Origin of the sequence: Cognatundibacterium jejuense, from assembly GCF_014284255.1 — a bacterium.
In the GTDB taxonomy this organism is placed as follows: domain Bacteria; phylum Pseudomonadota; class Gammaproteobacteria; order Burkholderiales; family Burkholderiaceae_D; genus Undibacterium; species Undibacterium jejuense.
Genome location: NZ_JACOFV010000029.1, coordinates 1 through 13749 on the forward strand (window position 1 = coordinate 1; position 13749 = coordinate 13749).

A 13749-nucleotide genomic window follows, 5' to 3' on the forward strand; every position below is an offset into this window, starting at 1 on the left:
TCATAGCTAAGGCGCGGAAGCCGTGAGTAGTCATCTTACCTTCATAGCCCATGCGGTTTAAGGCCATGCGTATAGCATCGCCCGACATGGGTTTGCCGTGGTCGCGTTGATTCGGGAATAGGTAAGTACTGCCACCGGTATAGTGGTGTAGCTCTCGCAGTAACTCAAGCCCTTGGCGTGACAGACAAACGTGATGATCTGTCTGGTCTGGGTTAATTGTCAGCTTGCCTCGCTTCATGCGCTGCCACGGTATTACCCACTCACCGGTCTCTAAGTTAATTTCGCTCCATGGCGTAGTGCGTAGCTCACTGCTGCGAACAAAGATCAACAACATCAAACGCAATGCTATGCGGGTAGGGGCATACAGTCTGGTATCGTTTTTATTGATTGATTCCAGAAAGGCTGGCAATTCATCTGCGGAAATAGCTGCAAAGTGGCTGGCCTTCACCGGTTTAAGCACGTCCTTAAGATCGGCGGCGGGGTTTCTATTCTCGATACCGTGTTGGTTGGCGTAGCTGAATACCCGTGCACAGGTGGACTTTAGCCGGTGCGCAACTTCACCAGCGCCTCGATCTTCAACCTTACGCAAGGCCGCAATCATTTGCATGTGGGTTATATCAGCTATCGGCATCTTGCCAATTTCGGGAAAGATGTCCTTTTCGAGCCTGCTGATTGTGTCTTTGGCTGTGGCCGTGCTCCATGCACTTAGGCGGTTTGTGTGCCATTCACGGGCGATTTTTTCAAAAGTATTAGCGGCCACATCGTTGGCTAGTTGCTTCTTTTGGTCGCGTGTAGCGGCTGGATTGGTTCCTGATGCCAGAAGCTCACGGGCTGCTTTGCGCTGGTCTCGTGCTTGCGTCAGCGAGACTTCTGGGTATTTGCCAAAAGCTAACGTATTGCGCTTGTCATTGAGCCGGTAATCAAAGCGCCAGTACTTAGTAGCATCAGGATTAACAAGTAAATACATACCTGCGCCATCAGCTAGCTTGTAAGCCTTGTCTTTGGGTTTGGCGTTTCTGACCTGAATGTCAGTGAGTGGTGTAACGAGTTTAGGCATTTTGACGGTATACGTTTTAACGGTATCTAGGTATACCGTCAAAAATACCGCCAAAAACTTGGGCTGTCAATGAATGTTCTGGCACGTCCTGAAACGAAAAACCCGCATACTCACTGGGAGACATGCGGGTTTTTGGTGTTTCTTGGTACTGCTTGAAACTTAATTCTGGCGGAGAAGGGGGGATTCGAACCCCCGGTAGGGATAAACCTACGCACGCTTTCCAGGCGTGTGACTTAAACCACTCATCCACCTCTCCTACTTTTCGTCTTTGCAATTATGCCGCATCAGCGAAGCTCGCTATTCTAGCAAACTATTTCTTCAGATGGAAGCTTTGGTGTGGAATTATTCAAAAATCAGGCGCCAATCCAGGGCAAACCTTGTTGACACCAACCACCGATGGTCTTTCTATGACCCTGTTGATCCTTATCGCCCTCGAAACCTTGCAAAATATCATAGCAATTTGTATAAGTATTTTCCGTTGCTAGCTTGGCTGCGTGGCGTGAACGCACGCCGGAGCGGCATAGGAATAAGATAACCGTATCTTTATTTGCTGACACCGCCTGCAATTGCGCCAAAAAATCTGGATTTGGCGTCCCGCCTGGGTAGATATTCCACTGCACAGCAAAATGTTGTTCTTCCTTGATGCCAACTTTGCCCACCCAGTCGCGTTCGGCGTTCGTTCTTACGTCGACTAACAACACGGATGAATCGGCTTGCAATAAGTCGTAGGCTTCAGTCGGGGTGAGTGCGCCTGCATAGGGCAGCCCTTGTTCTTGTCCACGTTGACGAGCAGTTTGCAACAAAGCGAGGCTAGACATGTTGATATCTCATAAAAAAGGGAATGTTCTTCGTATTGATTATGCACTAGGAGTACTGTTTTTGCACTGTGTTCAATGTGGTTGTTATGTTTATGCGGACACCAATTTTCTGAGCATGTTCAATTCTGGTGCTGGTTTGCCGAACAAATAGCCTTGGAAAGCATGACAATCCTGGCTTTGCAAGAACGCCAGTTGTGCTTCGGTTTCAACGCCTTCGGCAATGACAGCCAGCCCTAAGCTTTTACCTAAGCCAATGATGGTGCGGGTGATCGCTGCGTCATTGGGATCAATCAAAATATCTCTCACGAATGATTGGTCGATTTTTAGTTGATCCAGAGGTAGACGTTTTAAGTAGCTCAAGGAAGAGTAACCGGTTCCGAAATCGTCGAGAGAAAAACAGACGCCATGTGCTTTGAGTTGGTTCATTTTGCATATGGTTTCTTCGATGTCGTCGACCAACAAACTTTCAGTGAGTTCCAGCTTGAGTTTGCGGGCATCAATGCCAATTTCTTCAATGGTAGATAGAACGCTTTTGACAAAATCTGGCTGGCGAAATTGTTTGGCACTGACGTTGACTGCCATTGTCAAACTAGCCGTTTGTCGGTCGCTGCTCCACGCACGCAATTGTTGGCAGGCTGTTTTAAGTATCCAGGTGCCGAGAGGAATAATGAGACCAGATTCTTCTGCGAGCGGAATAAAGTCTGCCGGGGAAATCATTCCCTTGAGCGGATGTTGCCAGCGCAGCAGCGCCTCGGCACCGATCAGTTTGCCTGCGCTATTGACTTGTGGTTGGTAGTACAGCAAAAACTGTTGCTGATAAATGCCAGTCCGTATATCCGCTTCCATTGTTGCTCGTGCTGTCACAATACTGAGCATAATCGGATCGAAAAAGCACAAAGTATCGCCACCGGACGATTTGGCTTCGTACATTGCGACTTCGACTTGCTTGAGCAATTCGTCGGCGGAATAGGTGTCGGCACTAAAAAAATCGATGCCTATGCTGGCGGTGGTGTGATACTCATGGCCATCAATAAAATACGGTTGTTTGAGTTTTTCGATAATTTGGCTGGCGCTAGATTTTGCTCTAATCGCGGTTTCTCTGAGATTGTCACTGATGCCTTCCAGTATCAGCGCAAATTCGTCGCCACCGATGCGCGCTAATGTATCCGCTTTACCGACGCTTTCAGAAAGTCTTTTGGCGACTTGTTGCAACAGCATATCGCCAGTGCCATGACCGTTAATATCATTAATGGTTTTGAAGTTGTCCAGATCGAGAAACAAAATTGCGCCGTGCCGTTTGTTGCGCATATTGCTGGCGAGAGCATGTTGTAAGCGGTCGAGTAACAGGCGGCGATTCGCTAATCCAGTCAATGGGTCGTGGTAAGCGAGATGTTCGAGCTTGGCTTCAGTGGCTTTACGCTGCGTAATGTCGAGCATGGTGCCGACGTAATTGATAGTTTTTCCATCTTGCGATCTGACCGCGGTAATAGTCAACCATTCTGGATATATTTCGCCATTTTTACGACGATTCCAAATCTCACCCTGCCAGAATCCATGTAGTTGCAATTGTTCTGACATGTCCTTGTAATAGCTTGAGCCGTGCATGCCAGATTTGAGTAGGCTGGTGGTCTTGCCTAATGCTTCTTCACGGGAGTATCCGGTGATCCGGGTAAAGGCCTTATTGACTCGGAGGATGTTGCGATGTTCATCGGTAATCACCATTCCTTCTTGTCCTTCAAACGCAATCGCTGCGATGCGCAAATCATCTTCTATGCGTTTGCGGTCAGTGATATTTTGTATTGTGCCTATACGCCGGATTAGCTCGCCATTCGAACTTCTGTCGAGGGCAATTTGCGAGTGAATCCAGATAATTTCTCCGTCTATGCTTAAGCGGAATTCAACAGCGCAAAACTGGGTCAGACTTTGGTTCCAATGCTGAATCACTTTTTTCTGGTCTTCTGGATGAATTCTTTTAAAAATAGTTTCGCAGTCAACGTTGCTTCCAATCGGCAGTTTCAGAATGTGATAAGCCTCATTGGAACAATGTATCTGGTCGTAGTTATCTGCAATCCAGCTACCGGTGGCAGATATACTCTGGGCGCGACTCAGATCCGCTTCTCGGGCGGCAACTTCTCTGGTCCTATCAGTGACTATCGTTTCCAGATTACGTTTTTGTGTACGAGTATTGAGTAATAATTTAACCATACATGCCAGCATTAGACTGATCAAAAATACGATACTGCATTTTACGTATAAGCCAGTTAATGGTTGATTACTATTGCTATTGACGACATCGAGATACCACACAGCGTTGGGTAAGGTGAGTTTTTGGTGAACTGTATTTTGGCCATCGAAATGTGTGCTTTTATCTATGGTTTGTTTGCTCCCGGTGGCAGGGTCGATACGCCACAATTCGTAATCGTGGCCGCGTTGCGCCATGCTGAGTAGGCCAGATTCTTTCAGTATTGACTCTAGCGTAATAACGACAGATATCATGCCCCAAAACTGTTCTTGACCAGATTCTGCTTTTAAATAAACGGGCAAGCGCCCGATGATGCCGATACTGCCGCGTTTGAGCGTCAGTGGGCCGGCCAGTGTAAGTTGGTTGGTGTTTTTCGCTAAGAGTGTTTCAGTTTTTCTGGAAGGGTCGGTGAGTAAATTAATGCCCAAGCCATATTTGCGCCAGTATGCCGGTACGACGTTAGTGGTGATACCGTCTGGTGCCAAGTAGAGCGCCGATATACCAGGGTGATATTCAAGCAAATGATCAGCAAAAGAATCGAAATCATCGACCTTGCCTTTACGGTCTTTTACCAATGAGGCTACTGCGTAGGTCGCTGACAGTGCATGTGCAAGCTTATCTTCTATGGTGTGTATTTGCAGGCTGGCGAGCTCTGTAGTCACTAAGCGGTCTTCGATCGCTGCACTTTTTTCTAAGCGAATGATCAGCGTCACGCCGATGCTGATGGCCACAAAGAAGGTCAAGATCGCACAGATATGCGAATTGAGCGAAAATCTTCTGGTGATAGGTGGCATGTGACATCAATGAATAGGTAGACTGGTCGGAAAGAAACGTATGTTTATGTAATTGTAGGCTCGCGTAATTGCGACAATTTATCCAGTCAGCGACGAAGCGCAAATTGGCCATCAAAGATAGCCACTTGAGAAATGAGAGTCAATCGCATTACCTGTCTATCCGCATTGAGTATGATGAGCATCAATCATTTGATCTCAGAGCAGGAATGGCTTTGAACTAAAACGGTTTGTTTGCATCGGTATGGAATGACGATGTGCGCACCAAAATGAGGATGCACAAATCATTAAAAATGAGATGCATTAAATTGGTGCGAAAATTATTTAGGCGCACCAAAATGGCAAGTGCATCATGAAGAGATGGGCGTCTATATTTGCTTTTTTTATATACTCATTCATAAAAAAACAAGGATTTTCCAAAAAATCTATTTGTTTTTAACAGAACTGGAAGGTGGCATAGTTTCTGCTATGATTGTTAATTGAGTTTAGCCGCTGCATGAAATTTGATGAAAAAATGGTATTTTTAGTGCCGTTGGGTTATCAAATAATATGGCTGGCACAGGGCTCAGCAATTTCCGAATTTATTTTTAGCTCTATTTGAGGAGTTTCACATGGCAATGACAGCCGCAGAAGTCTTGAAAATGGCGAAAGACAACGAAGTTAAGTTCGTTGATTTCCGCTTTGCTGATACCCGAGGCAAAGAACAGCACGTAACTGTTCCAGTTTCCCAATTCGATATCGATAAATTCGAATCTGGTCACGCATTCGACGGCTCGTCCATCGCCGGCTGGAAAGGGATTGAAGCTTCCGACATGTTGCTGATGCCTGATCCAAACACAGCGAACATCGATCCATTCATGGAAGAAACCACACTGTTTATGCAATGTGACGTCATCGAGCCATCCGACGGTAAAGGTTACGACCGTGATCCACGTTCTATTGCAAAACGTGCAGAGGCTTACCTGAAATCTTCCGGTATCGGTGACACGGCTTACTTCGGTCCAGAGCCAGAATTCTTCATTTTTGACGGCGTACGTTGGAAAATCGACATGTCTGGTTGCTTCGTGAAGATTGATTCCGAGGAAGCGTCCTGGACAACAGGCGAAAAACTCGAAGGCGGTAACACCGGCCATCGCCCAACTGTCAAAGGCGGCTACTTCCCAGTGCCACCTGTCGACAGCTTTCAGGACATGCGTTCTGAAATGTGCCTGATTCTGGAATCCATGGGTATTCCAGTTGAAGTGCATCACCACGAAGTGGCTGGCGCAGGTCAAAATGAAATCGGTACTAAGTTCTCCACACTAGTAGAGCGCGCTGACTGGACTCAAAACCTGAAATACGTGGTTTGGAATGTTGCTCATACCTACGGTAAAACAGCGACTTTCATGCCTAAACCTATCGTTGGTGACAACGGTTCTGGTATGCACGTACATCAATCTATCTGGAAAGATGGCAAAAACCTGTTTGCCGGAGACGGCTATGCTGGTTTGTCTGATTTCGCTTTGTACTACATCGGCGGCATTATCAAACACGCCAAGGCATTGAATGCGATCACTAATCCGGGCACTAACTCATACAAACGTCTGGTTCCTGGCTATGAAGCACCGGTGAAATTGGCTTACTCTGCCCGCAACCGTTCTGCATCTATCCGTATTCCATACGTTGCAAATCCAAAAGGTCGTCGCGTTGAAGCGCGCTTCCCAGATCCACTGGCCAACCCATACCTGTGCTTCTCTGCGCTGATGATGGCTGGTCTGGACGGCGTACAAAACAAGATACACCCAGGCGAAGCAGCAACTAAAGACTTGTACCATTTGCCTCCAGAAGAAGATGCATTGATCCCAACAGTATGTTCTTCTCTGGAAGAAGCGTTGGATGCATTGAACAAAGACCGCGAGTTCCTGACCCGTGGCGGCGTATTCAGTGACAGCATGATTGATGCTTACATTGAATTGAAAATGCAAGATGTACAGCGTATGCGCATGACAACTCACCCAGTTGAATTCGACATGTACTACTCTCTGTAATTTGGTACAGATAAAAAAGCGGGGGCAACCCCGCTTTTTTTTGGTCTTGACGACGTTTTTGCTTCAGATTGGTTTTTTTAGATTGTATTTCCTTTACACATCCTTTGTTACAACTGGTAAGCTAGAATTGTGCGACGGCGCTGCTTCGAATACACTACAAGCCTGTTTGTGACTATTGACTGATTATGAAGAAAATATTGACCGCTATTATTTCCTTGCTTTTGATGCAAAGTGTGGCCTATGCACAGAGTGAGGTTTTTTTGTGTGTTGATGCAACCGGCAAGAAAGAATACAAAAACACTGGCGCGACTAAAGGTTGTAGTAAGGTCGAATTGCCCGGTATTACGGTTGTTCCAGCGCCTGCTTTGCCAGTAAAAAAAGCGCAAGGTAAGCCTGCGTCAAGCCCTGCAGATTTTCCTAAGGTAGACGATTCTACCCAAAAAGCACGCGATTCTGATCGTAAGCAGATTTTGCAAGATGAACTCAAATCAGAGCAAAAAAAATTAGATGATTTGAAAAAAGACTACAACAATGGCGAGCCCGAGCGCTTGGGTAGCGAGCGTAACTTCGCAAAATACCAGGAACGGACCAGTGGAATGAAAGATGATATTGCGCGCAGCACAAAAAATATTGAAGCTCTGCAGCGCGAACTAAGCAACCTCAAATAGTGCGAAAGTCAGGATGCTTTCGGGATTGAAAATTCAGGCATGATGTTTGCGTAAAGGTCGCTGTATGCGGCCTTTTTTTTCGGGATCATTTTGGAAAACTCTCTTAACTCGTTCGCCGGCCTTGATTTGTTGACCTCGGCTGTTATCGTGCTCAATGCTAACGGATGCATTGTATTCGTCAATGCCGCCGCCGAAAATTTACTCGATAGCTCCTTAAAAGCACTGGCACATCAGAAATTAACCGATTTATTTTTAAACCCCAAAGAATTGCTCGCGGTATTCGATCAGGCGATTTCGCACCAATTTGCAGATAAGCGCCAGGATCTCACTTTGGAACGTGCAGGACGCGAAGCTTTGCATGTACATAGTATCGTCACGGCTTTAGATAATCCCGAAACGCCAGTACTAATTGAGTTTCGCGAAAACGTACAGCAACTCAAACTGGATCGCGAAGAGCGGATGCTCGATCAGAGCAAGGCAAACAAAGAATTGATCCGCAATCTGGCGCATGAAATCAAAAACCCCTTAGGTGGAATCCGAGGTGCTGCGCAATTGCTGGAATTGGAGTTGCCTGAGCGTCAGCTCAAAGAATTGCGAGAATACACGCAAGTCATTATTAAAGAAGCGGATCGTTTGCAAACATTGGTGGATCGTCTGCTGGCACCGCACCGACTTCCGCATATTGTGACGGATGTCAATATTCATGAAGTCTGCGAACGTGTCAGAAGTTTGATCGTGGCAGAGTTTCCGCAGGGATTAACTATTCATCGCGATTACGATTTGTCGATTCCGGAATTTCGTGGTGATAAAGAACAACTCATACAATCGGTGCTGAATATCGCCCACAATGCTGCCCAGGCATTGGGAGAGAGGATACGTCAAGGTGATGCCATGCTGACTTTTAAGTCCAGAGTGGTGCGCCAGATCACGGTGGCCAAGGTTCGCTACAGGCTGGCATTAGACTTGCATATCATTGATAACGGACCTGGAATTCCTCCTGAAATTCGCAACCGTATTTTCTACCCATTAGTATCGGGAAGGGATGGCGGTAGCGGTTTAGGTTTAACCCTGGCACAGAATTTTGTCGAACAACACATGGGTGTCATCGAATGTGAGAGCCGGCCAGGGTGTACCGATTTCAGAATCCTGATCCCACTCCCTTGAAGCAAGAGAGTGATAGAGGGAGTGTATAGTGTGGCATCAAAAGTGCCATCATTCATTGCTACGTTGAAACCAGAGATGAAGATAAAAATATGAAACCAATTTGGATAGTGGATGACGATGATTCAATTCGTTGGGTGTTGGAAAAAGCATTAGCCCGGGAAAATCTGAGCACCAAAAGTTTTACCAATGCGCGAGATGCGATGCAGGCTTTGCAATCCGAATCTCCGCAAGTGTTGGTTTCTGATATCCGCATGCACGGCGCATCCGGACTCGAGCTGCTACAAACTGTCAAAGCTAAACACCCTGGCTTGCCGGTCATTATTATGACGGCGTTTTCCGATCTGGATTCTGCTGTCGCAGCGTTTCAGGGCGGGGCTTTCGAATATCTGGCGAAACCTTTCGATCTCGATAAAGCGGTGGAACTCATACGCCGCGCATTGGATGAAAGTCTGCGTGAAGCCAGTGTTGAACAAACCATCTCAGAAACACCAGAAATACTCGGACAGGCACCTGCAATGCAGGACGTATTCCGGGCGATTGGACGACTGTCGCAATCACATGTCACCGTCTTGATTACCGGCGAATCGGGCAGTGGTAAAGAGTTGGTAGCGCGTGCCTTGCACAAACATAGTCCGCGTGCTGGTCAGCCATTTATTGCCTTAAATACGGCCGCCATTCCTAAGGATTTACTCGAGTCTGAATTGTTTGGACACGAGCGTGGTGCTTTCACCGGTGCTCAAACTACACGTCGCGGCCGGTTTGAACAGGCTGAAGGTGGTACGCTGTTTCTGGATGAAATTGGTGATATGCCGTTCGATTTGCAGACACGCTTGTTGCGCGTTTTGTCCGATGGCCACTTTTATCGGGTTGGTGGTCACCAACCCATGAAGGCCAATGTGCGGGTGATTGCAGCAACACATCAAAATCTGGAATTGCGCGTGCGTGATGGCTTGTTCCGTGAAGACTTGTACCACCGTCTAAATGTGATTCGTTTACGCTTGCCTAGTCTGCGCGAGCGACGCGAAGATATTCCTTTGCTGGCCAAATTTTTCCTTGCGCAAAGTGCCAAGCAATTGGGTGTGGATGTAAAACGTTTGTCGGAACCAGCCTTACAATTGTTGTCTGGTATGGATTTTCCTGGGAACGTACGCCAATTAGAGAATTTGTGTAATTGGATTACTGTTATGGCACCTGGTCAAACGGTAGAAATTCTTGATTTGCCACAAGATTTGCTTCCCGTTGCCACAGCTACGAGTCTGGCTTCGGAGTTTAAGAAAGTTGATGCTGGTAAGTCTGACGTTCCTCATGCAACTGGGTATCCCGTCAGTAATGGGATAGCATCACACGATGTGCCACAACATCAGCATCAGGCTGATTGGCGTAACTTGCTTGAAGCTGAAGCGATGGCGATGCTGGTAGATGGTCAGTCAGATGTGATCGTAAAGTTGGAGCGTAGTTTTGAATCCATAGTCATTAAGGCGGCATTGAAATTCACCCATGGCAGGAAAAATGATGCTGCAATACGTCTGGGAATTGGTCGCAATACTATTACCAGGAAAATCCAGGAGTTAGGAATTGATGGCGCAAAAGATGACTGATGTTAGCAAAAAAGCCTCAATTTTTTAGGGATTCTTTTTCTTCTGAATAAAATGTTTTGTGAGACTGCAAGATCAGAGTATGATTTTTGATAGCAAGCAGCTTTTTTCGGGTTTTGTCGCCGACATTAAAGAGAAAAGCTCATTATGCTGATATGTATTTCTTTCAGGATACAGGCTAAACGCGATTCTTTTGTGCTGTCACCCTATCAGGAGATGCCCCTATGAAGTTCGAAACTCTGTTTCAGCAGCAAAATGCCTTGCCTTCGATCCCTAAGGTAGTGCAAGAGGTAATCGAAAGTTTTAACAATGACAGTGTGTCGATCGAGGAGATTTCTAAAAAACTTTCCGCCGATCAGGTCATCAGCGCAAAGTTATTACGGTTAGCGAATTCGTCGTATTACCATGCGTCAAGAAGTGTAGGTACCGTCGACGACGCTGTTCTGATGTTGGGTTTTATGACGGTACGCACCTTAGTCGTTAGTAGTGGTTTGACTGGTGGTTTTAAATCGATGCCTGGGATTGATCTTAAACAATTCTGGCGTTACAGCTTGCACACTGCAGTGGTCGCAAAATGGCTGGCGAAGCAAACGCACGGCAATTCTGATTTTGCGTTTACGGTTGGGTTGATGCATGCCATTGGCCAATTGGTTATGCATGCAGGTATGCCTGAAGAGGCGCTGCAGGTGGATAAAATTGCTGGTACTCTAGATGCCCGCCGCAGTGGTGTTGAGCGTAATTCATTTGGCTATGATTTCTACGATGTCGGTGCAGAACTCGCCAAGCGCTGGAGATTTCCGGACACGTTTTCGATGACGATTAAAGCTTGCGCAGAACCTTTGGTGCAACAAAGTTTTGAACCTATTGCGGGTATTGTTCATATCGCTGCATGGCGAGCGCGCGCTGCTGAAAATGGCTTTACTCCCGAAGAGTTAGAAGCAACGTTGCCAGTCGATGTATTACAAAAACTTGGTTTGAAACCGGAGCTTATTCTCAACGATATGCCGCCAATGAATGAGTTGAGTGCGGGTCTGGAGGATCTGTTGAATTGATTTTGACTCTTATCGTTCAACTAGGTCATTTGAATCACAAAAACGTCTAAACTCTAAACATGCGCTGCTTCTATAAAGTGGCGCATGTATGGGTTTTGTCTAAGTGTGGGTGTGGCAGATGGAAAATTAATGTCCGTTTTCTATATCCAACGCGACTGCTTCTGCAACCTTGATCCCGTCTACACCGGCAGATAAAATGCCGCCAGCGTAACCCGCACCTTCACCAGCTGGATACAAACCCTTTGTATTCATACTTTGCAGGCTATCGTCTTTGCGCTTAATGCGGATCGGTGACGAGGTTCTGGTTTCGATGCCGGTCAGAATGCCATCTTTCATTGCGAAGCCACGAATTTTCTTATCAAATTCGGGAATCGCTTCGCGGATTGCAGTAATTGCGAATTCCGGCAATGCTTGCGCCAAATCGCCCAGCGTTACCCCTGGCTTATAAGACGGTATCACTTCGCCCAATTCTGAAGAAGCTTTCCCTTTTACAAAGTCGCCGATCAACTGGCCAGGTGCATTGTAATTTTGTCCGCCCAACTCGTAGGCTTTTTCTTCTAGTGCGCGCTGGAAATCAATGCCAGCCAGAGGATGACCAGGATAATCGGCAGGCGTAATACCAACCACGATGGCACTGTTGGCATTGCGCTCATTGCGTGAGTACTGACTCATTCCATTAGTGACCACGCGGCCAGGTTCGGATGTCGCGGCAACGACTGTGCCGCCGGGGCACATACAGAAGCTATAGACAGAACGACCATTGCTTGCATGATGCACTAATTTATAATCTGCAGCACCCAGTATCTTATTTCCCGCGTTAGGGCCAAAGCGCGCTTTATCGATCACCGATTGTGGATGTTCTATCCTGAATCCGACCGAAAAAGGTTTTGCTTCTATATAGACACCGCGTTCGTAAAGCATCTTGAAGGTATCGCGTGCGCTATGGCCAATCGCCAACACCACATGATCTGTCTCAATATAGTCGCCATCATTCACATGCAGACCCTGCACTTGGCCGTCTCGTATGTCAATGTCAGTGACTCGTTGCTGAAAGCGGATTTCTCCACCAAGCGCCTCGATGCCATTGCGCATTTCTTCGATCATTTTGACCAGGCGGAAGGTGCCTATATGCGGTTTGTTGACATACATGATCTCTTCTGGCGCGCCAGATTTGACGAACTCTGTGAGCACCTTTCTGCCATAGTGCTTAGGATCTTTGATCTGACTATATAGCTTACCATCTGAAAACGTACCCGCGCCGCCTTCACCGAATTGCACATTGGATTCTGGTTGTAGTTCGCGCTTGCGCCATAAACCCCAGGTGTCTTTGGTGCGTTCGCGCACCGTTTTACCACGTTCTAATACGATAGGGCGATAACCCATTTCAGCTAATAATAGTGCTGCAAACAAACCGCACGGACCAAAACCAACGACGACCGGACGTTTAAATGGCTTTGCGCCTGCTTTTGCGACGAATTTGTAATTGGTATCCGGAGTGAGGCCGAAATGGGGTCTATTTTTAAACTTTGCCAGCAAGCTTGCATCATTGCTTGTTTCGATATCCACTGTATAGATCAGTACGATAGCTGTCTTCTTGCGCGCATCATAGCTGCGACGAAATACTGTGAAGTTAAGTAATTCGTGTTCTTCAATATCTAAAAAACTCAAAATTGCTTCTTTTAACGCAGATTCTGAGTGGTCAAGCGGTAGTTGCAAATCGGTAATGCGTAACATAGTTCGTGTCCAAAAAACTTCGTCGTGGAAGTTAGGTAATTCTTCTAAAAGAGGTATTTTACCCGTTACCGGACTGAAAACAGCGTCTTCTTTTATTTGCAGTTAGCTTGTGACTAATCCTTGGACTTTATTTTTCTGTTTATTTAGTAAGGCGAGGAAAGAATTGCTCAAGCCTAGGTTGATGCTCGAATGGGTTGAATGCGATAAATCATTTTCCAAATTCCCCTTGCGTAACAGCACTAAACTTTGTTATAGTTCGCCTCCCGCTAAAACGGGAAGTAAGAAGAAAGCAGCAGCCAGCCACCCCGGCGGTTTGATCAGGTAGAAATGACGCGAAAGCGACAGGTTTAGTTGAAACGAACAGCAAAAGCAGTCAGGGAGTTGACAGGGTAGAATAAGTGCTGCATAATCTCGCTTCTCTGCTGCAAACGAACACAACGCTTCGTTGCTAAATCAGGTAAATAGATGCCTCGATTTGAGCGGAAAAGAATTTAAACCATTCGGTTCTTTAACAATTAACAGTCAATAAATGTGAGCACTTGATGAAAGCGCACCGATTAGTTTCTAACTGATCGGAATGCTTAAAAAATATCAAATGCTT

General features: G+C 46.5%; 9 protein-coding genes and 1 tRNA gene. 5 read left to right on the top strand and 5 right to left on the bottom strand.

Going from position 1 to position 13749, the window contains the following annotated elements:
* The 4 genes from H8K32_RS19580 to H8K32_RS19595 form a co-directional block, all read right to left on the bottom strand.
* A partial coding sequence (locus H8K32_RS19580) for a tyrosine-type recombinase/integrase (protein WP_246447518.1) occupies window positions 1-1099 on the bottom strand: 1099 nt, incomplete at its 3' end.
* 124 nt (window positions 1100-1223) lie between these two features.
* Window positions 1224-1313: transfer RNA gene (locus H8K32_RS19585), tRNA-Ser, on the bottom strand.
* A gap of 97 nt (window positions 1314-1410) precedes the next feature.
* Window positions 1411-1875 (bottom strand): rhodanese-like domain-containing protein, encoded by a 465-nt coding sequence (locus H8K32_RS19590; protein WP_186914258.1) that lies wholly within the window; start codon window positions 1873-1875, stop codon window positions 1411-1413.
* A 90-nt stretch (window positions 1876-1965) separates the two neighbouring features.
* Entirely contained in the window at window positions 1966-4911 is a 2946-nt protein-coding gene (locus tag H8K32_RS19595) for a bifunctional diguanylate cyclase/phosphodiesterase (RefSeq protein ID WP_186914260.1), read from the bottom strand.
* A gap of 608 nt (window positions 4912-5519) precedes the next feature.
* Here H8K32_RS19595 and glnA point away from each other — a divergent pair.
* The 5 genes from glnA (at window position 5520) to H8K32_RS19620 (ending at window position 11414) form a co-directional block, all read left to right on the top strand.
* Window positions 5520-6935, top strand: a complete 1416-nt coding sequence (gene glnA / locus H8K32_RS19600; protein WP_186914262.1) for a type I glutamate--ammonia ligase — start codon at window positions 5520-5522, stop codon at window positions 6933-6935.
* Window positions 6936-7132: 197 nt separating this feature from the next.
* Window positions 7133-7603: a DUF4124 domain-containing protein gene (locus H8K32_RS19605; protein ID WP_343068094.1), complete on the top strand. Its 471-nt coding sequence runs from the start codon at window positions 7133-7135 to the stop codon at window positions 7601-7603.
* A 90-nt stretch (window positions 7604-7693) separates the two neighbouring features.
* Window positions 7694-8767 carry a nitrogen regulation protein NR(II) gene (gene glnL, locus H8K32_RS19610; protein ID WP_186914266.1) on the top strand — a complete coding sequence of 358 codons (1074 nt, stop codon included), beginning with the start codon at window positions 7694-7696 and terminating at the stop codon, window positions 8765-8767.
* Between the two features lie 89 nt (window positions 8768-8856).
* Window positions 8857-10365, top strand: coding sequence for a nitrogen regulation protein NR(I) (ntrC, locus tag H8K32_RS19615; RefSeq protein ID WP_186914268.1), 1509 nt, complete (start codon window positions 8857-8859; stop codon window positions 10363-10365).
* A gap of 221 nt (window positions 10366-10586) precedes the next feature.
* Window positions 10587-11414 carry an HDOD domain-containing protein gene (locus H8K32_RS19620; protein WP_186914270.1) on the top strand — a complete coding sequence of 276 codons (828 nt, stop codon included), beginning with the start codon at window positions 10587-10589 and terminating at the stop codon, window positions 11412-11414.
* A gap of 126 nt (window positions 11415-11540) precedes the next feature.
* Here H8K32_RS19620 and H8K32_RS19625 read toward each other — a convergent pair whose 3' ends face one another.
* The gene (locus tag H8K32_RS19625; RefSeq protein ID WP_186914272.1) at window positions 11541-13148 is read right to left on the bottom strand and encodes an NAD(P)/FAD-dependent oxidoreductase; all 1608 of its coding nucleotides are present in this window, start codon (window positions 13146-13148) and stop codon (window positions 11541-11543) included.
* Window positions 13149-13749: the final 601 nt, after the last annotated feature.

Bases quoted from the DNA above. Each gene is read 5' to 3' on its own strand.
- H8K32_RS19590 (WP_186914258.1), bottom strand. From the start codon at position 1,875: ATGTCTAGCCTCGCTTTGTTGCAAACTGCTCGTCAACGTGGACAAGAA.
- H8K32_RS19595 (WP_186914260.1), bottom strand. From the start codon at position 4,911: ATGCCACCTATCACCAGAAGATTTTCGCTCAATTCGCATATCTGTGCG.
- glnA (WP_186914262.1), top strand. From the start codon at position 5,520: ATGGCAATGACAGCCGCAGAAGTCTTGAAAATGGCGAAAGACAACGAA.
- ntrC (WP_186914268.1), top strand. From the start codon at position 8,857: ATGAAACCAATTTGGATAGTGGATGACGATGATTCAATTCGTTGGGTG.
- H8K32_RS19620 (WP_186914270.1), top strand. From the start codon at position 10,587: ATGAAGTTCGAAACTCTGTTTCAGCAGCAAAATGCCTTGCCTTCGATC.
- H8K32_RS19625 (WP_186914272.1), bottom strand. From the start codon at position 13,148: ATGTTACGCATTACCGATTTGCAACTACCGCTTGACCACTCAGAATCT.